Annotated in this window: 23 protein-coding genes and 4 pseudogenes; 17 read left to right on the top strand and 10 right to left on the bottom strand. The window is 67.5% G+C overall.

Going from position 1 to position 26,531, the window contains the following annotated elements:
• On the top strand, window positions 1–599 hold a 599-nt coding region (locus ACIRQP_RS34450; RefSeq protein WP_403897415.1), incomplete at its 5' end, for an IS5 family transposase.
• Here the strand turns inward: ACIRQP_RS34450 and ACIRQP_RS34445 are convergent.
• Entirely contained in the window at window positions 511–1,083 is a 573-nt protein-coding gene (locus tag ACIRQP_RS34445; RefSeq protein ID WP_403897413.1) for a hypothetical protein, read from the bottom strand. The genes ACIRQP_RS34450 and ACIRQP_RS34445 overlap by 89 nt on opposite strands.
• Window positions 1,084–1,203: 120 nt before the next feature.
• Between ACIRQP_RS34445 and ACIRQP_RS34440 the strand changes: the two are divergent.
• Window positions 1,204–1,919 (top strand): annotated as a pseudogene (locus ACIRQP_RS34440) (thymidine phosphorylase); the annotation flags it as partial.
• Between the two features lie 415 nt (window positions 1,920–2,334).
• Window positions 2,335–3,726 carry an FAD-binding oxidoreductase gene (locus tag ACIRQP_RS34435; protein ID WP_403897411.1) on the top strand — a complete coding sequence of 464 codons (1,392 nt, stop codon included), beginning with the start codon at window positions 2,335–2,337 and terminating at the stop codon, window positions 3,724–3,726.
• A gap of 365 nt (window positions 3,727–4,091) precedes the next feature.
• Here the strand turns inward: ACIRQP_RS34435 and ACIRQP_RS34430 are convergent, their stop codons facing one another.
• From ACIRQP_RS34430 to ACIRQP_RS34410, 5 genes are all read right to left on the bottom strand, one after another.
• A complete protein-coding gene (locus ACIRQP_RS34430) occupies window positions 4,092–4,316 on the bottom strand; it encodes a hypothetical protein (RefSeq protein ID WP_403897408.1) in 225 nt (74 codons plus the stop codon).
• Between the two features lie 936 nt (window positions 4,317–5,252).
• Entirely contained in the window at window positions 5,253–5,873 is a 621-nt protein-coding gene (locus ACIRQP_RS34425) for an IS30 family transposase (RefSeq protein WP_403897428.1), read from the bottom strand.
• Between the two features lie 77 nt (window positions 5,874–5,950).
• On the bottom strand, window positions 5,951–6,847 hold the full coding sequence (locus ACIRQP_RS34420) for an IS3 family transposase (protein WP_403897405.1): 897 nt from the start codon (window positions 6,845–6,847) through the stop codon (window positions 5,951–5,953).
• 106 nt (window positions 6,848–6,953) lie between these two features.
• Complete coding sequence (ltrA, locus tag ACIRQP_RS34415) at window positions 6,954–8,213, bottom strand: group II intron reverse transcriptase/maturase (protein ID WP_403897402.1); 1,260 nt, start codon at window positions 8,211–8,213, stop codon at window positions 6,954–6,956.
• Window positions 8,214–8,693: 480 nt separating this feature from the next.
• Complete coding sequence (locus ACIRQP_RS34410; RefSeq protein WP_403897399.1) at window positions 8,694–9,020, bottom strand: transposase; 327 nt, start codon at window positions 9,018–9,020, stop codon at window positions 8,694–8,696.
• 64 nt (window positions 9,021–9,084) lie between these two features.
• On the opposite strand from ACIRQP_RS34410, the pseudogene ACIRQP_RS34405 reads away from it, so the two are divergent.
• The 5 genes and pseudogenes from ACIRQP_RS34405 to ACIRQP_RS34385 all read left to right on the top strand — a co-directional run.
• Window positions 9,085–10,621: pseudogene (locus tag ACIRQP_RS34405) on the top strand (Tn3 family transposase); the annotation flags it as partial.
• 77 nt (window positions 10,622–10,698) lie between these two features.
• Complete coding sequence (locus ACIRQP_RS34400) at window positions 10,699–11,862, top strand: tyrosine-type recombinase/integrase (protein WP_403897397.1); 1,164 nt, start codon at window positions 10,699–10,701, stop codon at window positions 11,860–11,862.
• Entirely contained in the window at window positions 11,859–13,922 is a 2,064-nt protein-coding gene (locus tag ACIRQP_RS34395; RefSeq protein WP_403897395.1) for a tyrosine-type recombinase/integrase, read from the top strand. The genes ACIRQP_RS34400 and ACIRQP_RS34395 overlap by 4 nt, the downstream gene beginning before the upstream one ends.
• A gap of 179 nt (window positions 13,923–14,101) precedes the next feature.
• On the top strand, window positions 14,102–15,079 hold the full coding sequence (locus ACIRQP_RS34390; RefSeq protein ID WP_403897393.1) for an HNH endonuclease: 978 nt from the start codon (window positions 14,102–14,104) through the stop codon (window positions 15,077–15,079).
• Window positions 15,080–15,267: 188 nt separating this feature from the next.
• Window positions 15,268–15,864: pseudogene (locus tag ACIRQP_RS34385) on the top strand (Tn3 family transposase); the annotation flags it as partial.
• 152 nt (window positions 15,865–16,016) lie between these two features.
• Here ACIRQP_RS34385 and ACIRQP_RS34380 read toward each other — a convergent pair.
• Window positions 16,017–16,598 (bottom strand): TetR/AcrR family transcriptional regulator, encoded by a 582-nt coding sequence (locus ACIRQP_RS34380; protein ID WP_403897391.1) that lies wholly within the window; start codon window positions 16,596–16,598, stop codon window positions 16,017–16,019.
• Between the two features lie 121 nt (window positions 16,599–16,719).
• Here ACIRQP_RS34380 and ACIRQP_RS34375 point away from each other — a divergent pair, with 121 nt between their 5' ends.
• Complete coding sequence (locus ACIRQP_RS34375; RefSeq protein WP_403897389.1) at window positions 16,720–17,508, top strand: SDR family oxidoreductase; 789 nt, start codon at window positions 16,720–16,722, stop codon at window positions 17,506–17,508.
• A gap of 103 nt (window positions 17,509–17,611) precedes the next feature.
• On the opposite strand, the gene ACIRQP_RS34370 is transcribed toward ACIRQP_RS34375, so the two are convergent.
• Both ACIRQP_RS34370 and ACIRQP_RS34365 read right to left on the bottom strand, forming a co-directional pair.
• On the bottom strand, window positions 17,612–18,085 hold the full coding sequence (locus ACIRQP_RS34370; protein ID WP_403897385.1) for a hypothetical protein: 474 nt from the start codon (window positions 18,083–18,085) through the stop codon (window positions 17,612–17,614).
• A 97-nt stretch (window positions 18,086–18,182) separates the two neighbouring features.
• Window positions 18,183–18,824 carry a hypothetical protein gene (locus tag ACIRQP_RS34365; RefSeq protein WP_403897382.1) on the bottom strand — a complete coding sequence of 214 codons (642 nt, stop codon included), beginning with the start codon at window positions 18,822–18,824 and terminating at the stop codon, window positions 18,183–18,185.
• Between the two features lie 571 nt (window positions 18,825–19,395).
• On the opposite strand from ACIRQP_RS34365, the gene ACIRQP_RS34360 reads away from it, so the two are divergent.
• The 8 genes and pseudogenes from ACIRQP_RS34360 (at window position 19,396) to ACIRQP_RS34325 (ending at window position 25,830) form a co-directional block, all read left to right on the top strand.
• Window positions 19,396–19,737: an ArsR/SmtB family transcription factor gene (locus ACIRQP_RS34360; protein WP_403897380.1), complete on the top strand. Its 342-nt coding sequence runs from the start codon at window positions 19,396–19,398 to the stop codon at window positions 19,735–19,737.
• A gap of 3 nt (window positions 19,738–19,740) precedes the next feature.
• Window positions 19,741–20,247 (top strand): SRPBCC family protein, encoded by a 507-nt coding sequence (locus tag ACIRQP_RS34355; protein ID WP_403897377.1) that lies wholly within the window; start codon window positions 19,741–19,743, stop codon window positions 20,245–20,247.
• Entirely contained in the window at window positions 20,247–20,867 is a 621-nt protein-coding gene (locus ACIRQP_RS34350; RefSeq protein ID WP_403897375.1) for a dihydrofolate reductase family protein, read from the top strand. Before ACIRQP_RS34355 ends, ACIRQP_RS34350 begins: the two co-directional genes overlap by 1 nt.
• An 86-nt stretch (window positions 20,868–20,953) precedes the next feature.
• On the top strand, window positions 20,954–21,187 hold the full coding sequence (locus tag ACIRQP_RS34345) for a hypothetical protein (RefSeq protein ID WP_403897374.1): 234 nt from the start codon (window positions 20,954–20,956) through the stop codon (window positions 21,185–21,187).
• A gap of 140 nt (window positions 21,188–21,327) precedes the next feature.
• Entirely contained in the window at window positions 21,328–22,758 is a 1,431-nt protein-coding gene (locus tag ACIRQP_RS34340; protein ID WP_403897372.1) for a DUF4158 domain-containing protein, read from the top strand.
• Window positions 22,759–23,526: 768 nt separating this feature from the next.
• Window positions 23,527–24,729, top strand: a complete 1,203-nt coding sequence (locus ACIRQP_RS34335; protein ID WP_403897425.1) for an FAD-binding oxidoreductase — start codon at window positions 23,527–23,529, stop codon at window positions 24,727–24,729.
• Window positions 24,730–25,136: 407 nt separating this feature from the next.
• Window positions 25,137–25,268, top strand: a pseudogene (locus ACIRQP_RS34330) (IS5/IS1182 family transposase); the annotation flags it as partial.
• 136 nt (window positions 25,269–25,404) lie between these two features.
• Entirely contained in the window at window positions 25,405–25,830 is a 426-nt protein-coding gene (locus tag ACIRQP_RS34325; RefSeq protein WP_403897369.1) for a DUF6262 family protein, read from the top strand.
• Here ACIRQP_RS34325 and ACIRQP_RS34320 read toward each other — a convergent pair.
• Window positions 25,824–26,348, bottom strand: a complete 525-nt coding sequence (locus ACIRQP_RS34320) for an NUDIX domain-containing protein (protein WP_403897367.1) — start codon at window positions 26,346–26,348, stop codon at window positions 25,824–25,826. The two genes, ACIRQP_RS34325 and ACIRQP_RS34320, sit on opposite strands and share 7 nt — an antisense overlap.
• Window positions 26,349–26,531: the final 183 nt, after the last annotated feature.

The raw sequence follows: 26,531 nt of genomic DNA, 5'->3' as shown, positions 1-26,531 counted from the left end.
GCCTGCGCCGGACGGCGAGGGAGCGCACGGGCCGCAGGGCCGAGCCCAGTGCCGGGATCATCGACAGCCAGTCGGTGGACGCCTCCGAGACCGTCGGCGAGGATAGTCGCGGATACGACGGCGGTAAATCACGCGACGGGCGCAAGCGCCACGTCCTGACCGACACCGAGGGCCTGCTCCTGGAGGTGACCGTGACCACCGCGGACGTCCACGACTCCAAGGCCGCTCCCGCGCTGCTGGAGACGTTCATGGACCAGCCGGGACGGCTGTTGAAACTGGTCTGGGCCGACAGCGCCTACCAGGGCCCCGCACTGGCCACAGCGTTCGCCCGTCACGGGGTGCGCATCGAGGTCGTACGCCGCAGTGACGGGCGGCAGGGTTTCGCCGTCCTGGCCCGCCGCTGGGTCGTGGAACGCACGCTGAGCTGGCTTTCTCGCTCACGTCGCCTCACCCGTGACCACGAACGCCGCGCCGATCACCACACCCAGATGGTGTGGTGGGCCGCCGTGATCAGGCTGTCACGGCGCCTGGCCGGGGACGCCCCACGCTGGCCGGAGAAACGCCCCGGCCGACAGACCCCGGCCCCTGCGCGGGCGTGAACCGGCCGCTCTTCTCCCGCACCAGCCAGCCCCGCCTCTCCAGCGCGTAGGCACGGTGACGGATCTTCTCCACCTCGTTCTTACTGTCCGCTTCCCGGCCCACCGCCCGGGCCAGCTCCACCCCGCTCACCGGACCCGACGCGGCCATCACCGCGGCGAACACCTCCCGATACAGGCCACTGAGCACCTCCTCACCCACACCCGACTGCCACACCGGCGGCCGCTCGTCATACCTCGCACCGAAGCCACTCGATCCCGCAGCGGCAGCCACCTCACCACCAGGCGGCACGGAAGCCGGCGTATTCACCGCGCTCTCCTCGGCGAGGACCTGAACAAGTTCCTCTCGCCCCACCCGGGCCCGATCAACTCGCTCCTGCGCGGCATTCACCTCCGCCTGAGCCTGCTCCAGGACCTCCGTCCAGGACTCCAGCTCCTGCCTCGCCCGCACCTCACGCTGTTCCATCAACCCAAGCACCGACGGCATCGCACCCTCCTCGACCAACAACAAGCCGTCCGCTGCCTGCCCCTACCCCTCCGCAATCATGCTCCGAGCACGAAGAAGCCCCTGCTCACCGAACAGGGACTCCCTTTGCCACAACGCACTAAGATCGCCGAGGGCACGGGTTCGCTGGTCCTGGACGTGAAGGTTGGCTCGGGAGCCTTCATGAAGACCCTGGACGACGCCCGCGAACTCGCCGCCACCATGGTGGGCCTGGGCACGGACCACGGCGTGCGGACCGCCGCCCTGCTCATGGACATGTCCACGCCGCTCGGCCGCACGGCGGGCAACGCCCTGGAGGTCCGCGAGTCGTCGAGGTCCTGGCGGGCGGCGGCCCGGCCGATGTCGTCGAACTGACCCTGGCCCTGGCCCGCGAGATGCTCGACGCGGCGGGCCTGTCGGCCGCGGACCCGGCGAAGGCACTGGCCGACGGCAGGACGATGGATGTCTGGCGCCGCATGATCGCGGCCCAGGGCGGCGACCCGGACGCGAAGCTCCCGGTGGCCTGCGAACAGCATGTCGTCACCGCCCCGTCCTCCGGTGTCCTCACCCGCCTCGACGCCTACGCGGTCGGCGTCGCCGCCTGGCGGCTGGGCGCGGGCCGCGCCCGCAAGGAGGACCCGGTCCAGGCAGGCGCGGGCGTCGAACTCCACGCCAAGCCCGGCGACCCGGTCACGGCGGGCCGCCCCCTGCTGACCCTGCACACGGACACCCCGGAGAAGTTCGACTACGCACTGGCCGCGCTGGCGGACGCGTACGACATCGCACCGGCCGGTACGGCGTACGAGGCCACCCCCGTGGTGCTGGAACGTATCGCCTGACCTGCACTCTCTTCGCGATTACCCGCTTTGGGCGAACGGGATCGGTGGACCGCCGCCGGTCCCGTCGAAATGCTCCGGACGGTGATCGGTCCGGGGCATTCGACTGTGTCCCCGCCAGGATCCGAGCCCGTGACACCCGCTTCTCTCTGCACCGTGGTTCCCCGCTGCGGGGATTCCGCTGGTCGCGGGCGCGTCGGGATACTCTGCCCTGTTCCTCCCTGCTACCGTCCGCCTCGCCGAAATCACCCATGAAATACCGATTCGCGTCGGTTGATGGTCGAGAGGACAGAGACAGACCATGAACGACTTTTCTCGTCGCGGACTGCTCAAGGCAACGGCGGTTGTCGGAGCCGGCGCGGTCGTCGTCCCAGGCGTCCCGGGCGTCGCGGCTGCGGCTGCCCCGGGCGCGAGCGCCGTGAGCAAAGCAACCGAGACCCCCGTGAAGTGCCCGCCGGCGGGGCTGACCGGTCGCATCGTTCGCCCCAACGACCCCGACTACGCCGAGGCGAGTATGGGCTGGGACGAACTGTTCGTCCACTATCCCCTGGTCATCGTCTACGCCCAGAAGACCGAGGACGTGGTCAACGCCCTCACGTGGGCACGGCAGCACGACGTCGCGCTGCGGGTGCGCAGCGGCGGCCACGCCCTCGAGGGCTGGTCGAACGTGGACAACGGCCTCGTGATCGATGTCAGCGAACTGAAGGGGGCGCACATCGACACCGAAGCCCGTATCGCGACCGTCGGCGCCGGGCTCAACCAGCTGGAAGCGGTGACCACGCTCGCGGAGAAGAACCTCGCGGTGACGACCGGAACGGAGGGCAGCGTAGGCCTGTCCGGCGCGACGCTCGGCGGCGGCTTCGGCTTCCTCACCCGCTATCTCGGCATGGCCTGCGACAGCCTGATCGGTGCCGAGATCGTCGTTGTGGAAGGCGCAGACTGTGCCAAGGTGATCAACGTCGACCCGAAGAACCACTCCGACCTGCTCTGGGCCCTGCGCGGGGCGGGCAACGGAAACTTCGGGATCGTCACATCCCTCACCTACAAGGTGGCTCCACTGAAGAGCGTCACCTACCTGACAGCGACGTGGGACGGTATCGGGGACCTGCAAGCCGTCTTCGACGCGTGGCAGCACACGGCGCCGGTCGCCGACGACCGCCTCGGCACCCAACTCGAAATCCACCGGAATCAGATCCTGCTGTTCGCCGTCCTCGCGGAGGGAACGCCGGCGGAGGCGAAGAAGCTGCTGGCCCCGATCCTGTCGGTCGGCAGCCCCAACGTCACGGTGCAGGTCGGCAACTGGGGCGACATCTACGCGGGGTTCCAGATCCCGACCCAGGACGAACCCGCGAACTGGAAGTTCGCCTCACAGTTCAACTACAAGCCGTTCCCGAGGAAAGCGATCGACGTGGTCGCTTCGTTCATGCGTGACGCACCCACGGATGACAGCAACTTCTTCACCCAGGCCTTCGGCGGGGCGGTCAGGAAGGCCCCTCGCGGTGGTACGTCGTTCCCGCACCGCGATGCGCTCTTCTACTCCGAGCCCGGTGCCGGCTGGGGGCAGCGCGGAGTACCGGGCAGCGGCGACGAGCTGACCTCGCAGGCCCAGGCCTGGATCGCCGAGTTCAGCAAGGCGCTGCGGCCCTTCGGGAACGGTGCCTACGTCAACGTTCCGAACGTCGGGATGCAGGAGTGGGAGACCGCCTACTGGGGAGAGGAGAACTTCGACCGGCTGCGCAAGATCAAGGCGAACTACGACCCCCGTAACGTGTTCCAGTACGAACAGAGCATCCCGCCCGCGTTCTGCTGACCGACGCGGCGTCGGACGGCCCAGGCGGCGTACGGACTGTGCCGGGGCGGCTGCGATGAGTTCCGGCGACCTGGTCGGTCTTCTCCGTGTGGATGTCACGAAGCCGATCGTTCTCGTGGTCGCCGGACGCGTCACCCCGGCCGACGTGTCCCGGCTGTGTGAACGGCTGGACGAGGAACTGGCCGTACTGCCGGGCGGGTCCGACGCGATCTGTGACGGCCCTGTTCTCGTAATAGCTACGGCCAGGTGGCGTGTAGCACTGAGTAACGTTCGGGCTGCGGCCCTGACGGCTCTTCAGTGCTAGGCCCTGGCCTCCAGGGCATTGACGCGGTTCTCGTACTCGCGGCGGGCCTACGCGGTGGATGTCATGTGCGCGTACGGAGACGCTCCCCGCGGAAGGCGAGCCACGCTGTGAGGCAAACCGTGGCGCCCAGACCCGCGACGGCCGTGGCCGCCGCCCAAACTGCGCTAACCACGTGCACCGCGTAGATGCCGATGCCGACCATCAGCATGTAGAACTCCACGAGCAGCGTGAATGCAACCGCTTCCCGTGCGGTCCATCCCTCGGCGGCGGTCGGCAGATCCGTCACTGGTCCTCCAGCAGCTTCCTCCCCCAAGGTCACAGTGAGCGCCGGCCGGGGGACAGGGCCGTCTCGCGGTACCAGGCTGCCGGGCTCGCATAGCCTGACGCCATGAATGTCTCCCTGAGAACGCGGCCCAACTATTTGGAGGGCCTCTGGTCAGGGCTTTACGTCACTCCCACGTTCCATGACGACACCGAAGAGGAGTGGTGCGAGGACAAGCTCGTGCCCCTCGCCGGGGCGTACTTCCCACCCCGGTTCCGGCTCAACTTGGCTTCCTGGTACGGCTCGGACGTCGACGTCTGCGCGGTCTTTCAGGTCGCGAACGGCACTTTCGCGTCGCCCAACGGCATGCCGTTGTCGGGTGTGCCGTGCGCTGCAGACCACGGCCGCGCGCTGGACGATCTGGTCGGCCCTCTCACGCGAGCACTGGCGATGATGCCGAACTTGATCAAGATCACGGCCGACGGCAAGTGGAAGTGGCAACCTATGGGATGGCAGCCAGCGCCGCCGACACCACCGGACGCGGATGCCTACGAGCGCTGGGCCCGGCAAGTGAGGCTCCAGAAAGAGGCCGCCCCCTGGGTCTACACGGAGATGCAGCTCGACAACCGGCTACGGCAGCGCATGAGTAACCGCTGGAACAGCTATTTCCTTCCGCGCATCGAGGTAGTGGCGCGGTACGTCAAGGAGGCTGAGAACCGTGGTGACACCGTGACAACGAGGGTGCTGGCCGCCTGCGCCTTCCTCAGGACCGGCGAAAGCACAGCGCGCGCCCTGCTCGCGCAGGCTCGCGAGATCGGTCTGTTGCCTTACGAGAAGCACCCGAGCCCGTGGTCCCGTGGTGGAAGTAAGAGGAGAACACCGAGCGTGCCATCGCGCTGGCACAGACGGGGCGCCCAACTTAAGGCGACGCTCCGTGCTGCTCAAACGCCGATGGCGAGCTCAAGCGGTCAGCGCATCACCGCTGTTCAGGAGGCCAGCGTAGACCTCTGCCGGAGTGCGGTAGCCATGGGTCTTGCGCGGACGGTGGTTGAGCTCGTGGGCGATGGCGTCCAGGTCGGCCTGGCTGAACGTGCGGAGGTCCGCGCTCTTGGGGAGGTACTGCCGAAGCAGCCGGTTGGTGTCCTCGTTGGTGCCGCGCTGCCACGGTCTGCGCGGTTTGCAGAGGTAGATCGGCATGCCGGTCTCGGTGGTGATGGCCTGGTGCTCGGCCACCTCCCGGCCCCGGTCCCAGGTGAGCGTCCGCCGCAGCTGGGACGGGACAGCGAGGAGAGTCCTGGTGAGGTGCGGAGTGACCTGCTCGGCCTTGATGCCGTCCGGCAGCGAGACGATGGCCGTGTAGCGGCTGGTGCGCTCGACGAGCGTGGCGACCGCCGAGGGCCGGGTGCCCATCACGAGGTCGCCCTCCCAATGTCCGGGGACCTTGCGGTCCTCGACCTCGGCGGGGCGAGCAGTGATGGACACCATGCCGCGGATGATGCCCCGCCCGGTGGGCCGACGGGCGATCTTCGGGCGGCGTATGGGCCTGGCCGACCGCAGCCGCTGAGTGAGGCTGCGGTCGATCGCCTGGTGCCGACGAGGATCGTAGAGCGAGAGGTAGATCGCTTTGAAGTTTCCCCGTGATCTTGGACACGTCGTCGTTACGCCGCGAGGGCCTGGTCCTGCTGGTAGCGCAGGCGTGTCTCGTGGGGTGTGAGGTAGCCCCAGTGCACGTGCTTGCGCAGGCGGCGTCTGTTGTAGAAGGTCTCGATGAAATCGAAGATGTCGGCGCGGGCGGTCGCGCGGTCGGGCCAGAAGCGGGTGCCGATCTCCTCTTTGAGTACAGCCCAGAAGCTCTCCGCGGCGGCGTTGTCGAAGCAGCTCCCGGTCCGGCCCATGCTTTGCCTGTGCCTCAACATGCCTATTCTGTCGCGCAGTTGGCGGGAGGTGTATTCCGATCCGCGGTCGCTGTGGATCACGCAGCCGGGCTCCAGGCGGCCCAGCGCGGCGGCCATGTCGAGCGCGTCGACGACGAGTTCGGCGCGGTGATGGTCGGCCATCGAGTAGCCGATGACCTCGCGCGTGGCCAGGTCCAGCCACGAGGCAAGGTAGAGCCAGCCCTCGGCGGTGGGGATGTAGGTGATGTCCCCGACGATCTTCGTGCCGGGGCGGGTGGCGGTGAAGTCCCGGCCGATCAGGTCCGGCGACGGGGCGGCTTTGGTGTCGGCCTTGGTCAGGCTGCGGCGGCCGGTGCGCCGGCTGTTCCCGGCGATGCCGTGCTCCCGCATGCCCCGTGCCACTCGCTTGCGATTGACCAGCCGGTCCTGCCGGCGCAGTTCGGCGGTGACGCGCGGGACGCCGTAGTTCCGCCGGGAAGCGAGGTGGATCACCGTGATCTCGTGCGCCAGGGCCGCATCGGCCCGCCGCCGCGCTTCGCGGGCTTCCCGTCCGGCCACCCACGCGTAGTACATGGACCGCGCGGTCTTCATCACCTTGCACAGCAGCGTGACCGGGTAGTTCGCCTTCTCCGCGTGGATGAACCGGCATATCGCGCTCACCGGTCGCTCTCCTTCGCGAAGTCGGGTGGCCGGAGGGGATTTCGCCCTCCGGCTCCCACAGATCCGTACGTGACAGTCTCCCGTCATACGGCTCTTGTCATCCTGGTCACCAAACTCGGGCGGGTTCGTCCACCCATGCCCAGTGGGAAAAGAACCGAGGTGCACGTTCCACCGCGTCCCACCATGCACGCATGGTTGCCGACCAACTCCGCCTCAACCGTCGATATTTTCCGCGCAACCACCGGACCATATAGGCATTGATCCGTTTTAGGAGAGGAAACAAGGCCGACTTGTTGTAGGCCCCGTAGTACTGCATCCATCCCCGCACGACCGGATTAATCCAGTCTGCGAGGTCTCGCGCCTCACCCTGAACCCAGCGGTGCAATCGCCAGGATCGCACCACCTTGCCCATCCGCTTGAGAGCTGCGACCGAGGCCGCCGGAGAGAAACTCCGAAACAGGCCGGTTCTGCCATCTACGGTGCGCTCACGGAAGTCAAACCCCAGGAAGGTGAATCCCTCTTGCTCGAACGAGCCTTTGCGATTCCCGTCCTTGCAGTAAACAATCCGCGTCTTGTCAGGGTGCAACTGAAGGCCGACTCCACTCATGCGTTCCTCCAATGCGGACAGCATCACTCTTGCCTCTGTGAGGCTTCGGCAGTGAATGACCGCATCATCGGCATAGCGCTCGAACGAGACGTGCGGAAAACTCCGCGTCAGCCACATATCGAACGCAAAGTGCATGAACAGATTCGCCAGGACCGGGGAAACCGCGGAGCCCTGCGGCGTGCCCATGGTGCGCTCCCGCAGAGTGTCATCCGCCTCTTGCAGCGGGGCCGAAAGCCACCGCTTGACGTACAGCAACACCCACGGAAGATCACACACCGAGCCCACCGCCCGGAGCATCAGGTTCCACGGGACCGAGTCGAAGAACACCTTGATGTCCAGATCGATCACCCAGTCGTACTTCCAGCACCGCACCCGGCACGTCCCCACCGCGTCAATCGCCCCACGCCCCGGGCGGTAGCCGTAGGAGTCGGAGTGGAAGATCGGCTCGACCTTCCGCTCCAGCACCAATGCCACCACCGTCTGCGCCACACGATCACCAACAGTGGGTACTCCGAGCGTCCTGACACCGCCCTGCGCTTTCGGGATCTCCACCAGACGCACCGGCGGTGGAAAATAGCATCCAGAGGACATTCGATTCCAGATCTTGTACAGGTTCCCCTGAAGATCCTTCTCGAACTCCGCAATGGAGACCGCATCCACGCCCGGCGCGCCTTTGTTCGCCCTGACCTTCTCCCAAGCCTCCATCACTTGCCACTTTGAGATATCAAACGGCTTGCCTGATGCTTTCAACTCATCCAAACCATTCCTCCCGGAGCACTTCCGGTTGATCGAATGAACAAGTCGCGGATAACCCAGCCCCTTCGCTCCGCCCCCATTACAGGGACTTCCTCACTACTACGAGCTGGTCCGCCAGCGCGCCTGACAACGGGTCACGCGCGCTTTCTCCTGTTCCGCACAGATCCCGCAGATCGGACTCGCGCCACCTTCACGCCGGACACCACCTGGCCAGTAAGCGGATCGCCCGCCAGGCTCATCCCAGAGCGCCTTCAAGCCCCGGTTTTGATGTCATCCAAGCATTTCGACGCATCAGCAGTGGTTCGCTTGCGCTCGCCTTTCCGATCCCCACCTGACGCCTCACCGGGCGCCTTTTCCTCCCTCGCTCACCACGACGGTCTTCAGCCAACGCAGCGGGAGGCGGTTTGGAGCCTCTCTCCGCAGAGCGACTCCGAGGGGCCAAAACCCTCATCATCTGTGCAGCACCATCTGATGCCTACCGACCTATCCGGCAGTCACCACCCGTTCAGGACACACGAAGGCCGTCGCTTTTTTCAAGATCTCGATCGTTTTCGCCTGCTCGGCGGTCAGCTTCCGCAGCCGCTTCAGTTCCTCGTCCCGGTCGTCGGCGCTCTGCCCGGCCCGCCCGGCCACGGGACCGGATCCGGTGTCCTGAGCGGCGCGGGCCTTCTTCACCCAGCCCCGCAGGGACTCCGAGCTGACTCCAAGCTCCCGGGCGACCTCGGTCACCGTCCGGCCCGACGACCGCACGAGCTCGATCGCGTCCCGCTTGTACTCGTCCGAGTACCGCTTCGTGTACTTGCTTCCCACCTGGCACTGCTTCCTCTGGGCTCTCACGTCCCAGTTTCCAGGTGTCCAAGATCAAGGGGAAGCTTCACGGCGCCTGGCCACCCTGTTGGCCACAGCGGTCTACCTGACGACCAGGGCGGTCGACGACGCGCTTGATCTGCTGGAGGTGCTGATCGCGACGAAGCTGCTGGCGAGGGCGGAGCGGGAGACGGCGAAGCAGAAGCTGAAGACGCTGCCGAGGTGGAGCGGGCCGGGATGCGGCTGGCGACCGCGTTCCGGGTCGTGTTCGACACCACCTCCGAGCAGGTCGACACCGACACCGGGGAGATCGCGGCGCCGAAGGTCGAGACGCTGGAGGCGATGTGGGCGGAGATCGAGCAGGTGGTGCCCCGGTAGGAGCTGACGGCCGCGATCGCCGCGCTGTTCGAGCTGACCGCGCCGCTGGATTCCGACGCGGACGAGGCGTGGCGGTCGATGCTGGTCACCCGGTTCATCACCGTACAGCCGTTCCTCAAGCTCCTGGTCCAGGTCGTCGACTTCGGCGCCACCCCCGAGGGCCTGCCGGTGCTGAAGGCGCTGAAGTCGCTGCCCGACCTAATGGGGCGCAAGAAGGTGGGGCCCGACGAGATCGACACGTCGCTGCTGGCCGGGTCGTGGCGGCGCCTCGTGCTGTCGGCGCCGCACCTGGAGCCGGGCACGGTGGACTGGAAGGCGTACGTGTTCTGCGTGCTGGAGTCCTTCCACCGCATGCTGCGCCGGCGGGAGGTGTTCGCGAAGAACTCCTGCAGGTGGGGCGACCCGCGGGCGAAGTTGCTCGACGGCGAGGCATGGGAGCAGGTCTGCCCGACCGTGCTGGCCTCCCTGAACCTGCCCGGCGAGGCGGGTGAGCATCTGGAGGCGCGGGCCGCGCTGCTGGACGGCACCTACCGGGAGGTCGCCGCGCGGGTGCCGGCGAACTCCCAGATCGAGTTCGACGGCGACGGACGGCTGCACTTCGCCGCCCTGGAGCCGGAGCCCGAACCCGCCTCCCTCCAGGACCTGCGGAAGGCGGTGGAGGCGATGCTGCCCCGGGTCGACCTGCCGGAGTTGCTGCTGGAGGTGTTCTCGTGGACCGGCGCAGACCAGGCGTTCACCTCGATCACCGGCGGCGAGGCGCGGCTGAAGGACCTGCACGTGACGGTCACCGGGCTGCTGGTCGCGCACGGCTGCAACGTCGGCTACACGCCGGTCATCGGCGGGATCGACGCGCTGAAGTACCGCACGTTGTCCCACGTCGACCAGACGTATCTGCGGCTGGCCACCTACCGGGCCGCGAACGCCACGCTCATCGAGCACCAGGCGGCCATCGGCCTCGCGCAGGCGTGGGGCGGCGGGCTGGTCGCCTCGGTCGACGGGATGCGGTTCGTGGTCCCGTCCCGTCGGTCTACGCCCGCCCCAACCCCAAGTACTTCGGGCGCCGGGGCGGCGCGACGTGGCTGAACATGATCAACGACCAGGCGGCGGGACTGGGCGGGAAGGTGGTGGCCGGCACCCCGCGCGACTCCCTGGACGTGCTGGACGTCCTCTACGACCGGGACGGCGGCAAGCGCCCGGAGACGATCGTCACCGACACCGCCTCGTATTTAGTTACATGGACACCTTGCCTCTCGTTGAGGGGCAGGGGCGGCCGGCCGGGCCGTCGGGTGCGACGGTTCCGGGAGTGTCTGTGCGGGTACAGCAGCGGCGGCAGGAAGACGGCTCGACACTGGTCGAGCTGCTCGACGAGGACGGTACGCCGGTCGAAGTCGTTGCCGGATTCCTGCGGTTCCTCGGCGCCCGGGACTGCTCGCCGAACACCTTGATCGCGTACGCCTACGACCTTCGGCACCTGTGGCGTTTCTTCGAGAGCAGGGATCTGAGCTGGGAGCGGTTCGGACCACCGGACTCGATCGCGCTGCTGGAGTACCTGCGGTCGTTGCCGTCCCGCCGCCCGCGTCGGCGGATGACGCTGTCGGTGGTGACGATGGCCACCGACGGTCCGGCGACCAAGCTCGCGGGCAGCACGGTGAACCGGATTCTGGCCGCGGTGTCCTCGTTCTACGAGTATGCGATTCTGTCCGGGCTCCTGGAGCGGGCCAACCCCATCGAGAAGCGTCTGGACCCTGCGCTTCTGCACGTCTCCGACCGGCATCGCCCCTTCATGGGACGGGCCAGCCGCCAACGGCCGGTCCGCCGGGCCGTGCGCGTCAAGACCGTCCAGCGGGTGCCGCGGCCGCTGGACGACGGCCAGGTCGAGCTGCTGCTCGGTCAGCTGCGCGGGTTGCGGGACCGGGCGATCGTGTTGCTGATGCTCCACGGCGGCTTGCGGCCCGGCGAAGTGCTCGGCCTGCACCTGGACGACCTGGCCTACGGACGGCGGCGCGTCGTGGTCCGGCATCGCGACAATCACCCCAAGGGCGTCCGGTCGAAGTCCCGGGTCGAGCGGGTCGTCGACCTGCACGAGGCCGCGACCCTGGCGGCGGTCAGCGCCTACGTGACGAACGAACGCCCCGACGACACCGACAGTCGGCTGGTGTTCCTGATCGGTGGCCGCGGAACCAGACGCCTGGAGGCGCTGGGCTACGACGGTCTGGTGCGGATGTTCTCCAGGGCCTGCACCCGGGCCGGCATCCGCGAGCCCTGGGTGACACCCCACGCTCTGCGTCACACGCACGCGACCGCGATGTGGGAGGGCGGCATGCGCGAACTGACGTTGCAAAAGCGGCTCGGTCACGCCTCGCCCGAGTCCACTCGCCTTTACACCCGAGTCTCCGATCCGGCCGTCGTCGCCGACTACCACCGGGCCCTGGACGTACTGGGCAAGCCGGCAGAGGGACATTCATGAGGGGCGTCACGGCTTCGACCGCCGCGCTGGTCGCCGCCCCGGATCCGGTCCACCGTCAGCGCCCCCGCCACTGCCCAGACGGCCAGTACGTGACGTTCGTCCGCGGCCAGAACAGCTTCAATCACCACTACCTCAACGCCAAACTGCGCTACTACCGCGCCTTCCGGACCCGCTGGCCCGACCTGGAAGCATGGTTCACCGAATCGCTGGCGGAGCGGACGGGCCGGCTGCCCGGAGAGTCCTTCCACAGACCGTCGTTCTCCACCTCGCACCGGGCTCGGACCTATCTGGGCTTGCGCGGGTACGCGACATTTGACTACCGGTGGATGTTCGCCGTCGGCCAGCTACGCGTTCACGACCAGGCCGCCCTGCTGGGGATCGATCCGGGCACCCAGATGCTGGTCGAGGAGGCCGTCGCACTCGGCTACAACCGGCCGTCGGCGAAGCAGGCGATGCACTGGTCGGTGGCTAGGATCGCATTGCACAACGGCCTGACCGACGTCGCCGACATCACCGGCGACCACGTCGCGGAGGTCCTGGAAGCCATCCGTCTGTTCCCCGAGGATCCGGAGTTCGCGTCCTTCTACCCGTCGGCGCAACAGTTCTACGAGGGCCCGGCGAAGAGCTGGATCACGCACCTGCACCAACTTGAGGTGGTGCTCTTCCACCGTGGCCAGGTCGCCACGCAGCCACGCAAGCTCATGCCGTCGTGGAAGCCACCGCTGACGCTGCCTCCCCGGATGCTGGCCGTCGCGCAGAAATGGCTGGCGGCCCGCAAACTGACCGACGCTCCCTCGACGGTGGACAAGCTGGAACTCGCGGTGCGCACGTTCTGCCGGTGGCTGGAGGCCAACCATCCCGCCATCACCACGTTCGCCGACGTCACACGCGACCACTGTCTGGGCTGGATCGGGCACATCGCCGAAGCACCGACCGAAAAGACCGGCAAGCCGCTCGGTGTCATGTCACGGATCCAGCGGATCTCCGGGCTGTCGCAGTTCTTCCGGGACACCGCGCTCTGGCAGTACCCCGACGTGCCCGGGCACACCCTCATCGGAGCCGGTGACGCGCCCAAGTTCCCGCAGAAGGTGCCCCGCTTCATCCCCGACCACGAACTCGACCAGTTGATGCCGGCCATCGACGCGATCGCCTGCCCGTTCCAACGCGCCGCGCTGCTGGTGGCCCGCTGGTCCGGCGCCCGCCGCACCGAGATCCAGCGTCTGCCCATGGACTGTTTGGACCGCTACCCCGACGGCACCGCACGACTGCGTCTGTCCGGCCGCAAGACCTATAAGGAACGCGTCGTCCCCCTGCACGAGGACGCCGCGACGGCCCTGCAGAACGTCATAGACCTGCGCCGGAACGCACCCGAGCGGCCGTTCACCGACGAGCGCACCGGCGAGGAGATCCGCTACCTGTTCATGAGCCACGGTAAGCTCCTGTCGACCTTCTACCTCTTCGAGACCCCGATCCAGGACGCCTGCAAGGCCGTCGGCCTGGTCCGCCCAGGCGGCCGAGACGGCACCGGCCGCGGCACCGTCTCGGCCCACCGGTTCCGCCACACCGTCGGCACCCAGCTCGCCGAGCGCGGCGCGAAACTGCACACCATCATGAAGGTGCTCGGGCACACCTCCGTGAGCATGGCACTCGTCTACGCGCAGGTCAGCGACCAGGAAGTACTGCGCGACTACCGCGCCGTCCTCGGACCCGGAGCAACGATCGCCGGCCCGGCCGCCGAGGAACTCAGAAACGGCGCGCTGCCGAACGCCTCGGTCGACTGGCTGAAGACGAACTTCTTCAAGACCGAACTCGAACTCGGCCGGTGCTTGCGCCTGCCCGCCGAGGGCCCGTGCGAGTGCGACCTCTACCTGACCTGCGCCAAGTTCGTCACCACACCCGAGTACGCACCATGGCTACGGACGCGCCGCCGGGTTGAGCAGACCCTTGCCCTGGATGCGGCCGAGCGCGGCTGGGACCGTGAGGTCGAACGACACCGCTGCACCAGCCAGCGCATCGAGAAGCTGCTGGCCGACCTCAACGAACCCGTCGAGGAACTTTAACCTCGCGCTTCAGCTGGTAAGTGGGTGTTTACCACTGGTCGGTGGAGAGTTGTCGGTCAAGTTCTCCACCGATGCGTTCCTCAGCACCAATACGGCAGACCGGACAGCAGAGTTGCGAGGCCCGTTCACAAATGACATCCGCAGCCTGACCCGGTTGAGGAAGCCTTAGCGTGGCCTGCATGACTCTTGTGACGGCAACTCACACTACCCGCCGCTGCTGGCTGATCCGCAGCTACGACCATGATCTGAACGAGAGCCTGGTGCCGTACTGGTTGAAGGGCGGATTCTGTTCCGTGTCATGGGGGGAGGTCCCCGAGGTGCCGACCGATGCCTCACGGACGGAGGCACGGGAGATCGTCACCGCAGCGATGCCCGGGAGGCCAAAGGAACGCATTGACCATGTAGCCGGTGCCCTCTATCGGTTCGTCTCCGTCATGGATATCGGGGATTTAGTGGTGACTGCGAAGCGGGGGCAGCCCGTACATGTCGGTATCGTGGAGGGCCCGCACTATTACGACGCCGATGGCGAGAAGCGTCTTGCCCGGCGTCACAACGTCCGCTGGCTCACCACCGCCGCGCCCCCAGAGCTCGACTCTTTGCCCGAGGGCGTGCGCGTGAAGCTGATGGCTGGCCAGGCGACGCTGACCAAGTTGGACAACGAAGCGGCGAAGTACTTCGGCGCGTTCGGCGCGCGGGATGGTCGCTCATCGTCGTCCTCCCCATCAAGCGGCCGGGCGGCCCTCGCCGCCACCGACCCTGCGTCCCGCTACGCGCGGCTGTGCGCCGAGCTCGGGGCGACCGAACACGACACACATGGGGTACGGACGGCACTTACAATCACCTCTCCGGTCCGCCGCGCCAAGGCGCGGGACGCAGTGCTGACGCGCTGTGACGGCGCCTGTGAGAACCCGGAATGCGAGGGCGCGCCAAGCGACGTGAAGGACTCCGGGCGGCCGATCCTGGAGGTTGACCACATCCACGACATCGCCAAGGGCGGCCGGGACGCCCCCGAGCAGATGATCGCCCTGTGTCCGAACTGCCATGCGGTGAAGACGTACGGGACGACACGGGAAGCGCTACGTGACCGGCTCCTCGGTGTAGCGCAGGCAGCGCACGCGGTCTGGCTGAACCGAATCCCCGGCGGCGCCGAGCGCTGACATACAGATCAAAGTCTGGTACTTGCTGTGCAGCGCCAAGGTTCGGACCCTCGACGCGCAGCTCGGCGTCCTTGCCGAGGCCGGATGTCGCCCTGTGTTACTCCAAGAAGGACTGGCCTCGTGAGGCGCTCAGTCGCAGAAACCGAACGACGCGCCAGAGGTGATCAACTTGAACTGTCCACATAAACAGCGACATCGTGTTCGGGCTGCTCACGCTCGCCGGGTTCGCGTACGCGCCCCAGCCGGCCGACCTGCCGGACCAGAAGATGTGGCGCATCGACCGCACCGCCGACTACGGCGCCTTCACCGACGCCGCCCGCGGCCGTGTCGACCTCGGGCGGCCCACCCCTCTCGGCGACGCGATCGCGCACTACGGGCGGATCGCCAAGTCCCTGCATATCCTGCGTCTGGCCGACGAACCCGGCTACCGGCGCCAGATCAAGGCGCAGGCCAACCTCTAGGAGGGCCGCCACGCGCTCGCCCGGAAGATCTTTCACGGCCGTTCCGGGCAGCTCTACCAGCGCTACCAGGACGGCATGGAGGACCAGATCGGCGCGCTCGGACTCGTGCTCAACGCTGTCGTGCTGTTCAACACGCGGTATATGGACGCCGCGGTGAACCAGCTGCGCGCCGACGGCTTCGATGTCCGCGACGAGGACGTCGCCCGCCTCTCCCCGTTCGTGCGGCAGCACATCAACATGCTCGGCCGGTACTCGTTCCAGCTTCCCGAGCTGCCCGGCGGGCTTCGGCCGCTGCGCGACCCGGATGCCGTTGACGACGAGTAGCCGGTGGCCAACGGCTCGTCGTGGTCGCCACCACCTGGACCAAGGCGTCCGCACGGGCCAGAGCCCCGCAGAGGGGTACGGGAGCCGTCACACCGACTTCAGGCGTGACGGCTTCACGGACCCGCTCCGCGGCCCGGCCCTGGCGGCAAGGTCTACACCGGTGCCCCGACTCCGTGCAGCAAGGTGTCCACCACACGTGCTGCCAGCTGGTCGACGGCGCCAATGTCGACGACTTCCCGCCCTTCTTCGGCCGCCTCGTGGATCAGGGCGTAGTAGACCCGGCGGGCCCATGCCAGGTCGGTGTCCGCAGACAGCAGGCCGGCCTCCTGCGCGCGGCGGAAGAGCTGATCGCACTGGGCCAGCGCGTCGGCGTGCACTCGCGCCGCCTCGGGGTCGGACGGAGCGGTCCGGCTCATCGCGAAGCTCCAGCCGATCTTCACCTGAAGGACGTTGGCGGTCACCTGGTGCAGAGCAACCAGCGGCGGGGAGCTGAGCGGACGGGCGGCCTCCACCGCCTGGTGGAACCGCTCGGTCGCCCAGGTCGCCAGCGCCTCGACCAACGCCTCGCGGGTGGCGAAGCGCCGGTGCACGGTGGTACGGGCCACCCCGGCCGCCGCTGCGATCTGCTCCATGGTCGCCGCCGGGTCGGCGGCCAGCACGCGCTCGGCCGCCTCCAGGATTGTCCGCACCGTCCGCTCCGCATCGGCGCGCAGCGCGCGCCCCCTCGTCTCCATGGACTAGACAGTACATCAGCGACGCTGATCGCCAATTACTTGCATCATCATGTTGCATCTACTAGCTTTATGGCATCGCTGGAGTCGCGACTGATGTCATTGCCACGACAGGAGTGCATTCATGGATCTGCAGCTGACGAACACCACTGCCGTGGTCACCGGCGCGAGCCGCGGCATCGGACTGGCCACCGTCCAAGCGCTCACCGCCGAAGGCGTTCGCGTGGTAGCCGCCGCCCGCACCATCACCCCGGAGCTGAAGGAAACCGGCGCCCTGGCCATATCGGTGGACCTGCTGGCCCCCGACGCCCCCGCCCGGCTGATCGACCGTGCCACCACCGAACTCGGCGACCTCGACCTACTCGTCAACAACGTCGGCGGCGGCGACAGCGGAGAGGGCCAAGTCGGCGGCTTCCTCTCCTTCACCGACCAGCAGTGGCAGCAGACCCTCGACCTGAACTTCCTGGCCGCCGTGCGGACCAGCCGGGCGGCGCTGCCCAGCCTGCTGCGCCGCCGCGGGGCGCTGATCAACATCTCCTCCAACAGCGCCCGGATGCCGCATGCCGGGCCCGTCCTCTACACCACCGCGAAGGCCGCGCTGACCGCCTTCGGCAAGGCACTGGCGGAGGAGTTCGGACCGCAGGGCGTGCGCATCAACACCATCTCGCCGGGCGCGGTGCGTACCGCGATGTGGGAAAGCCCGGATGGCTACGGTGCGGAGCTGGCCCGCTCCATGGGAGTCACCCAGGAGCAGTTGCTGGTTCAAATCCCGGCCGCGATGGGCATGACCACCGGCCGCCTACTGGAACCGTCCGAGGTCGCTACGGCCGTCGCCTACCTCGCCTCAGGGCTGGCGGCCAGCATGTCCGGCACGGACCTGCTGATCGACGGTGGATCCGTCAAGACCGCCTGACTTGACGTCCAGATCGCCGCCCTTGATGACAGCCGGGCTCAGCCGCGTTTTCTGTGAGGACGATCAGCGGGTTCGGCGTGGCTGTGGTCGACGTTCAGGACGGCTATCGCAGTGGCCCTTGCTCGTCGACGAACATGGTGGGTGTGGAGAGGAAGACATCGGCGTTTTTCGGGCCGTAGGCGATGTTGAACGTGTCCAGCCAGTACGACCAGTCCTGCATCCCTGCCGCACTGCTGAAGCGATAGTTGAGCTGCCAGCGCACCCACTGGCCGGGGGCGAGTCGCACTGCCGGAGGCCGTCGCGGCCGGGGCGGCAGGCCAAACAGGGGTTCCACTCGGGGCAAGACCCGCAGCCGTCCGTCGGCTTCGCGGAGCTGGACATCGACGTTTCCGCGGTCTTCCTGGGTGTCGTAAGGCTCGAAGTCATCTCGCTCGTGCATGCGAATCACGTGTGCGGAAGTGGCCGTGGCATCCGGCAACGTGAAGCCGATCGGGGCCGCGTTCCTGCGCGAGGCAGCCTGCCCTCCCCGAGATTGCTTCGTCCAGAACGTCCGTATCCACTGGACGGTGATCTCCATGACCTGCCCCCGCCGACTCGTCGAGGAACTCACTCTGTGTCCGTGCTCAGGAACCACCGGCCTCTGGTCAGCAGTCACCAGGCGACGGTTCCGCTGCTTATGCAGGGTTTCTGATCCGGGGATCCTCCAGCGGGGTGCCGATGTTCAGATCTTCGTCGAGTTTGGCGATCAGAGCGGGGGCCAGTGCCGGCGCGTAACGGGAAGCCCACGGTTCGGCGAGGGCGAGGAAACCGTTGAGCTTGTCGTGCACGGTTTGCAGGAGATCCGGCAGCTCGGCCAGGGGAAGCTCGATGGGGATCTTTGCTGGTGGGTCTGTGTCAGGCCATATCCTGACGAGCGTTCCCCGGTGTTCGACCTGCGCGGCGGTGCCGTGACCGAGCCAGACCTCTTCGCCGTGCATGAGGCCGAACCAGTCGCGCCAGCTTTCCAGGCAGAAGCAGCACCCCGGAGCGATCACGACGCCAGTCGTGGTGTCCTGCAGGAGGATGCCGCCCGGCGCGATGACGAGATCGACGTCCAGCAGGTTCTGGATGCGCCGGATGCCGGCCTTGGTGTCCGGGGCGGGGTCGTCGGAGCCGTCGTGGTTGTAGCTGGTCAGGACCGCCATCGCTGTTCCGACTTCCAGCTGTGACATCTGTCCGGAGAGGACCAGTAGGCGGTCGGCGGTCGGAGCAGCGATGGGCCACAGAGTGAAGTCCGCGGCATCATAGGTTTCCACGATGGCGTCCATGATCAGCACGGTTCCATTATCGCCGTCTACCGATTCGGGTTCCTCTTCATTTCTCGGTGGTGGAGCGTGCGCTCGGGTCGGGAGCTGCGAGGGCCTGGGCTTCCTCGCGCTGACGTTGGCGGAAGGCCTTCTGCCGGCGACTCGCTGAACACCAGCGCCGTGTTTCTCCGCCGATCGCGATGGTCAGTTTTTGCCCGCAGTCCGCGCAAGCGACCGCTCGTTGTCGTCGCGGTTTCGGGTGGCGTTTGCGGTAGCTCTTCTGTCGGCAGGCGTGCGAGCAGCGCTGCCGCCGCCTGCTGCCAGCTGGCGTGGTGGGCAGCAGGCTGCCGCACTCCGTGCACCGGGTGTTCTCCAGGATCTTCCGCAGAACCTGAGGCTCGCGGCCGGTCACTGCGGCCAATCGCTCCCACCGGGGGTGCCCCCGGTGCAGGGGCGGCTCGCAGAGATAGGTCCGAAGGTGTCGGGCCTCTGCCATCGCTCAGTTTCCGGAGCCGCTGACAAGGGTCACGATCGTCATCTGACATGACCCGCCTGATTCCTTTCAACTTGACGTATGCCGATATCGGCATATGATTGCCCCATGGCACGAGCAGCGACGACGTCGGACGTCTTCAACGCGATCGCCGAGCCGCAGCGCCGGGAGATCCTGGTACTGCTGCGGGCGGGTGAGCGGTCGGTGACCGAGTTGGCCCAAGAGTTGGGGATGACCCAGCCGGGGGCGTCCAAACACCTGCGGGTACTCCGGGAGGTCGGGCTGGTGTGCGACCGCAAGGCAGGCAAGCAGCGCCTGTACGGCCTTGACGCCAGCGGGCTGAGGCCCGTCCACGAGTGGACCGGCGGTTTCGAGCAGTTCTGGAACGAGAGCTTCGACCGACTGGACGCCTACGTGCAGGACCTGAAGCAGATAAGGAAAGCGGAGTAGCTGATGAGGACGACAAAACAAGGAACGCCGGCGCAGTCGGCGACAGCCGACCGCGAGATCGTCATCTCCCGGATCATCGTCGCCCCACGGGAGCTGGTGTTCGAGGCGTTCACCGACGTCCGACACCTTTCGCGATGGTGGGGACCGGAAGGGTTCACCACCACCACGCGGGTGTTCGAGTTCCGCGTCGGCGGAGAGTGGGACTTCGTGATGCACGGACCGGACGGGACGGACTACCAAGAGTGGATCACCTGGACCGAGCTCGCCCCGCCGGAACGGATCGCGATGCTGCACGGTGAGACCCGCGACGACCCGAACGCCTTCGAGTCGGTCCTGACGTTCGAGCCCGACGGCACGGCGACCCGGATCGAGATGCACACGCTGTTCCCCACCAAGGAGCAGCGCGACGAGGCGGTCGAGAAGTACCACGCTATTGAGGGCGGCCGGCAGACCCTGAGCAACCTGGCTACGTACGTCACCGAGATCGTTCGGAAGGGAGCGGAGGGCTGATGGCCGGGAAGGTGTTCTTCAGCGTGTCGATGTCGCTGGACGGGTTCATCGCGCCCGAGTCCTCCGAGGACTTGATGGGGCAGCAGTGGATGGAACTGCAGCAGTGGATATTCCCGCTGCGGTTCTTCCGGGAGAACCTGAAGCTTGGCGAGGGCGGCGAGGAAGGGCGCGACAACGACATCGTGGGGGAGACGTTCGAGCGCACCGGCGCGAGCGTGATGGGCAAGCGCATGTTCGACGCCGGCGAGAAGATGTGGCCGGAGGAGGCGCCGTTCCACACGCCGGTGTTCGTCGTGACGCACGAGAGGCGTGACCCCTGGGAGCGGCCGGGTGGGACCACCTTCCATTTCGTCAACGACGGCATCGAGTCCGCGCTCGACCAGGCCCGCGTGGCCGCCGGTGATCGCGACGTCCGCATCGCGGGCGGCGGCGCGACGATCTTGGAGTACGTGAACGCGGGCCTGATCGACGAGTTCTCGATCGCGCTGTCACCCGTGCTGTTCGGCTCCGGAATCCGCCTGTTCGAGGGCGTGGAAGCCGGCCGCGTGGCCCTGGAGCAGGTCCGCGCGGAGCCCTCCCCGAGGGTGACGCATTTGACCTACGCCGTCCGGGAGCGGTAACTGTCCCGAACTCAGCGCTCTCCCGCCGAGGTCAGCTGCCTGCGGACGGCCCGGCCCGCCCTGGCGGCGACGACGGATGGCGATACGTGCTCACCTATGGGGGCGGGGAGCTGGCCATGTACGCCGACACGGTGTCCGAACTGCTGTCCGCAGTGATCCCCGGCTACGACGAACTTCCCAGCAACGAGAACGGCGACGAAGCAGCGTTCGTAGCTCGCTACGAGGCGGCGATCGAGCTGGCCAACTTGGTGCAGACCGGGCTGGTGATCGACGCCACCGAGAGCGGCTGGTCACCGGAGCAGGTCACCGCGAGGCCCTGACGGGGCCATACGCTCCAGGCGTCCGGACGGGGAGAGTGACGGCCTTCGTCCGGGCGTCACTACCAGGTCCGCCGCCCGGCCGGACTGTTTCGCAGATATCTGCCTGCGCTGTACACCGGCGCCTCTACCGTCCAGCCCGAATGCTGATCACGGGGGTGGCGGAAGGGGCTGGTGTGGGGCGGGATCTGGGTCTGGACGGGGTGGTGGACCACTTCACCCTGTCCGGCGACGAGGCGGGCTGGTTACGGAACAAGACCGGCGCCACGAGGCTGGGCTTCGCCGTCCAGCTGAAGTTTCTGACCTGGCACGGTCAGTTTCCCAAGATGCGTCTGGAGCTGCCGCCCGATGCGGTCGAGCATGTCGCCAAGCAGGTGGGCGTCGCCGCGTCCGAGCTGGGGTTCTATGACTTCACCTCCCGCGTCGCGAAGCGGCACCGCAGCGAGCTGCGGGATCTGACCGGGTGGCACGAATGCTCGAAGACCGACCTGGTCAAGCTCGTCTCGCACCTGGTGGACGTGATCTGGCACAACGAACGCCGGGAGGAACAGGTGCGGGCCGAGCCGCTGCGGCAGATGCGGGTGGACCTGATCGAGCCGCCGACCGCGGCCCAGATTGCAACGATCATCCGGTCCGCGCTGCACCAGTCCGACGACCGGGCCGTCGCCGAGGTCGCCGCACGCCTCGCGCGGGAAGAAGACTGCCCCCGCCGGCTGGACGCGCTGGTCTTCACGGATCCGACCGGCGACAGCGAGCAGGATGACGACACCGAGTCCGTGGACGGCGACGGTGCGGACGAAGACGAAGACGTGGAGTCGGTGCTCTCCGACATCAAGTCCCATCCGGGCAACGTCAGCCTAAACTCACTGCTGGACGAGATCTCCAAACTCAAGCAGGTCCGCGCCGTCAGCATCCCGGCCAAGGCGTTCACCGGCATCGGCGTCCAGGTCATCAACGCCTGGCGGGCCAGAGCCTCGGCCGCCGCCCCGAGCCGCCTGCGCCGCTTCTCCCTCGGGGTGCGGCACGTCCTGCTCGTCGCGCTGCTGTTCGAGCGTCAGCGGGAGATCACCGATACCCTCGTGGAGCTGCTGAATTCCACCGTGCGCCGCATCAACGCGCGGGCGGAGGGGAAGGTGACCGAGGCGTTCGTCGCCGGGTTCACCAAGGTCCGTGGCAAGTCCGGACTGCTCGGAAAGATCGCTGCCGTCTCGCTGGGCGCCCCCGACGGCTCGGTTCGCTCCGTGGTCTTCCGGGAGGCCGGCGGAGAGAAGACGCTGAAGGACCTGGTTGCGGAGATGAAGGCGAGGAACGCCGAGTTCGCCCGCTCCAAGCGGGAGGTATTCAAGTCCTCCTGCTCCAACGACTACCGCAGCGGGCTGATGAAGCTCCTCGGTGTGCTCGGCTTCCGTTCCTCCAACGACCAGCACGAGCCCGTCATGGACGCGTTGAAGCTGATCGAGCGGGACAAGGACTCTTCCACCGCCTACCTTCTCGTCGGCGAGACCATCCCGCTCGAAGGCGTCGTATCTTCGCCTTCCTGTTCCTGCTGGTCCACCACGCCCTTCGGGAGCTGATGCACCAGGCAGTCCACCAGGCAGGACGGGATCCGGACCGGATCTCCTTCACCCGCACCCTGCGCATCGTCCGCCGCCACGTCATCGGCCAGGCGGCGCTCTCCCCCCTCCCGACTCGCCCGGGCCGTGGCCCAGGCTCTGCGTGAGATCGGCGAACGGCTCCTGCCGCCCCGGCGACTGCGTCCAACCGCCGCGTGATCAAACGCAAGATGGGCAACTGGAAACTCAAACGGGCCGAACACCAGCACCCGTCACGGCCCAATACCCCCACCGTGAAGCTCGTCAGACCGACCAGGACAAGCCCCACCCGCCGGGAAAAGCACTAATCACCGGTATGCATCTAGTCCTAGCCTGGTCCGGGGTGAGGCGGATAGAGGTGCGGCCGAGCCGAGTCTGGATCCGGCGACGCCCGGGCCGTGCCGCTGCCGCGGGGGGCCTGCCCGACCTGGTGCTCTGGCGTCCTGTCGGGACAGTGACCTGCGTCGCTACCTCTGACATCGACCTGCCGGCATCAGGAAGACTGGGCGTCGATAACCATCGTGCTGGAAAGGTGAATACTTATGAATGCATACGGCACGGCAGCGTCGCAGTCGCTGAGCCCTGCGGAGGTGGAGGGGCTCGCGCGCCGGGTCACCGGACCCGTGCTACTGCCAGGCGATGCAGGCTTTGAAGACGAGTGCGCGACGTTCAACTCGATGACGCCGCTGCGGCCCGCAGTCGCCGTCGGCGTGACGAGCGCGGCGGACGTGCAGGAGGTCGTCCGCTTCGCTGCCGATCGCCGTTCTCGCGACCGGGCACCTGGTCGTACAGCCTGCACGCGGCGCGGTGCTGCTTACGCTGTCCAGGATGGACGCCGTCGAGGTCGACCCGGCCGCCCAGATGGCCCGGGTCGAGGGCGGGGCGCGCTGGGGCCGCGTGCTGCAGGAGGCAGGAGAGTTCGGGCTCGCAGGGATTAGCGGATCGACGAGCACCGTCGGTGTCGTCGGCTACCACCTGGGCGGCGGCCAGAGCCCCATCCTCGGCCGCCGGTACGGGTACGCTGCCGACCACGTGCGCTCGTTCCGCCTCGTCACCGCCGACGGCAGCCTGCGCGAGGTCTCGGAGACCTCGGAGCCGGACCTGTTCTGGGCCCTGCGCGGCGGCATGGGCAATTTCGGCGTGGTCACCTCCATGGAGTTCTCGCTGTTCCCAGTGGAGACGTTCTACGGCGGCGGCATCTTCTTCGCGGGCGCTCATGCCGAGAAGGTGCTGCACGCGTGGCGCGAGTGGGTCACGTTGCTGCCGGCCGCGATGACGTCGTCCGTCGCGTTCCTGCGCCACCCGCCGTTGCCGTCCCTGCCGGAACCCCTGCGCGGGAACTTCGTTGTTCACGTGCGCTTCTCGTCGGTTGGTTCCGCTGCCGACGCGGAAGCCGCGCTCGCACCGCTGCGCGCCCTGGCGCCGACCGTGCTCGACACGATCGACGAAAACCCGTACAGCGAAGCCGCACGCGTCCACCTGGACCCGCCGGCGCCCCTCCCATGGGTCGAGCGCAGCACCGCGCTGCACGCGTTCCCCGCTGAAGCCGCCGACGCGCTGCTGGCCGCTTTGGGCCCGGACTCGGGCACCGCGCTGGGCTTCGCGGAAGTGCGCGCCCTGGGCGGTGCGCTGGCGGCGGAGCCGGCCGTACCCAACGCCGTGTCGGGCCGCAGCGCGCAGTGGTCCGTCGCCGGCTCGGGCGCCGGCAGCCCGGATCGCGTGCCGGAGTTCCACGCGCAGCTGGCCTCTCTCGTGGAGTCGCTGGCCCCGTGGTCGCAGGACGAACTGAACACCAACCCGCTGACCGCCGCCCAGGGCATCACTCCGGCCGAAGTCCGCGCCGTGTACGGCTCCGACCGTTACGACCGCCTCGCGGAGATCAAGCGGAAGTATGACCCGCAGAATCTGTTCCGGATGAACCACAACATCCCACCTGCATCGGTCACCCGCTGACGCGGAACGAGGGACCCGATCGAGCGATCAGGGCCCTCACGGCCATGGGCGGGTAGCGGGGAGCACCGACAACGGGAGCGCACTGCTTCGCACGCCGTTCGCCCCGGACACGTGGGATGCGCGCCGCACGCTGGGTGATTCCCCTCGCACGGCCGTGCGCGTACGGGGCTGGGGTCGTTGGTCGAGCATGCGAAAATGATCTCTACGGTGGTCCTGGCGGCGGCCGCCGTCCTGCCCGTGACTGCGATGCCGGTGACTGCCGCAGTTTCTGCTGCGCCCGCCGCGCGTGCCGGCCTCAACTCCTGCGGCTATCACGCGACTACGTCCATTTAAGGACCCGTCGTCGGCGGCGGCGGCATTGGGGGTGCTGGCTCGGGGCGATCGCCCGACTCACCAGGAGCTTCTGCGTGCTTGTCTACCCGTACGGCGTCGACGTGTCCAGTTCGACTCTCCGCTTTTTGGCTCAGCAGCTACGGCGGAACCGACGTGCGATCGGCTCCCGTTGGCGGCGGCTGAGCACCGGCCGCCAGGCCCTCCTCACGCAGCCCTGACCCGGCTCTTGGCCACCATCGGCGAAAAGGCCGGCCGCGCGGTCCAAGGTGCCGGCTGTGGATCCGCCCCTACCGGCCCGGTTCCCCTCGCCCTCGATCTCGACCGTCACCGAAGGACCCGGCCATGACCGACGCCCGCGCCAGGCGCATGCAGACCCTCGCCGCCGCTGCCAAAGCGAAGTCGCAGGCCAAAACGAAGGCCGCAGAACAGGCGATCCGTGCTCTCATCAAGCGCGGCGAGCCGATCACCTTCCAGGCCGTCCAGCGCGAGGCCGGCGTCTCCCACGCCTTCCTCTACGGGCACCCCGACCTGCGTGGACGTATCGAACGTCTCCGGGCTCAGGCCCGTCCGATTCCCGCACCGGCCCCTGCGGCCGACGAGCAGAGCACCCTCGTGCCCGCACTGACCAGCCAGATCACCCGCGTGAAGAAGCAGCACCGGAAAGAAGTACAGGCTCTGCGGGATGCGCTGGAGCAAGCCCACGGCGAGAACCTTGACCTCCGCCGCGAACTCGCCCGCCGCGGAGGAACCGCAGCAGCCCCTCAGTGACGGCCCGCTCGATCAGTCAGCCATGCGGCATGCTGCCGAATCCGGGAGAGATCGTCGGGAAAGTAGCTTTCCCGGCCCTCGTCCAACCTCTTCCAGGCAACCGGCTGTCCGGCCTCCGGGGAAAACGAGGCTGAGGCATCAACGACAGCGGCATACGACAGCCCGAGAGTGACCGGCCAGTCCGGGTGATAGGAGCGAATCGCAACGGCTGCCGGCTCGGGCAGCAGTTCCACTCGAAGACCCGTCTCCTCGAAAAGCTCTCGGGTCGCACCCTCCCGCGGTGTCTCTCCGGCCTCGACCTTCCCACCCGGAGGAACCCAACCCCGCCAACGGTGCTTCACCAACACCACCTGGGCAAGATCCTTGTCGAACACCCAGACCTCGGTCGCAAGAGGCTCCATCGGTCCCTGCCGGGCAGCAGCCAGCCACCGGCAGGTCCCATCGAACTCGGCTATCGCCTGTTCGGCATCGTTCACTGCCGCTTCGACGGCCCGCTTGTCGACCACCTTCTGAATCATCGGGCCAACATACGAGGCTGCACTGACACCGCAGCCACGTCACATCGATCTCATGAAGGTCCCAACCAGCGACAACATACCGATTCTCGAACTGAACCCTCGATAACGCTGGGGGGTCACCTCATGTACTTCCAAGACCCCAAGGACCACACTCGGCGGACTTCACGCCGCGCGCGACGGATC

This window comes from Streptomyces sp. NPDC102274 (genome assembly GCF_044766385.1).
Taxonomy (GTDB): Bacteria; Actinomycetota; Actinomycetes; order Streptomycetales; family Streptomycetaceae; genus Streptomyces.
The sequence above is the reverse complement of the archived record's forward strand: the minus strand, read 5'-3'. Positions and strand labels throughout refer to the sequence as shown.

Bases quoted from the DNA above. Each gene is read 5' to 3' on its own strand.
- ACIRQP_RS34445 (WP_403897413.1), bottom strand. From the start codon at position 1,083: ATGCCGTCGGTGCTTGGGTTGATGGAACAGCGTGAGGTGCGGGCGAGG.
- ACIRQP_RS34395 (WP_403897395.1), top strand. From the start codon at position 11,859: ATGAGGGGCGTCACGGCTTCGACCGCCGCGCTGGTCGCCGCCCCGGAT.
- ACIRQP_RS34390 (WP_403897393.1), top strand. From the start codon at position 14,102: ATGACTCTTGTGACGGCAACTCACACTACCCGCCGCTGCTGGCTGATC.
- ACIRQP_RS34380 (WP_403897391.1), bottom strand. From the start codon at position 16,598: ATGGAGACGAGGGGGCGCGCGCTGCGCGCCGATGCGGAGCGGACGGTG.
- ACIRQP_RS34375 (WP_403897389.1), top strand. From the start codon at position 16,720: ATGGATCTGCAGCTGACGAACACCACTGCCGTGGTCACCGGCGCGAGC.
- ACIRQP_RS34370 (WP_403897385.1), bottom strand. From the start codon at position 18,085: ATGGAGATCACCGTCCAGTGGATACGGACGTTCTGGACGAAGCAATCT.
- ACIRQP_RS34360 (WP_403897380.1), top strand. From the start codon at position 19,396: ATGGCACGAGCAGCGACGACGTCGGACGTCTTCAACGCGATCGCCGAG.
- ACIRQP_RS34355 (WP_403897377.1), top strand. From the start codon at position 19,741: ATGAGGACGACAAAACAAGGAACGCCGGCGCAGTCGGCGACAGCCGAC.
- ACIRQP_RS34350 (WP_403897375.1), top strand. From the start codon at position 20,247: ATGGCCGGGAAGGTGTTCTTCAGCGTGTCGATGTCGCTGGACGGGTTC.
- ACIRQP_RS34340 (WP_403897372.1), top strand. From the start codon at position 21,328: ATGCTGATCACGGGGGTGGCGGAAGGGGCTGGTGTGGGGCGGGATCTG.
- ACIRQP_RS34325 (WP_403897369.1), top strand. From the start codon at position 25,405: ATGACCGACGCCCGCGCCAGGCGCATGCAGACCCTCGCCGCCGCTGCC.
- ACIRQP_RS34320 (WP_403897367.1), bottom strand. From the start codon at position 26,348: ATGATTCAGAAGGTGGTCGACAAGCGGGCCGTCGAAGCGGCAGTGAAC.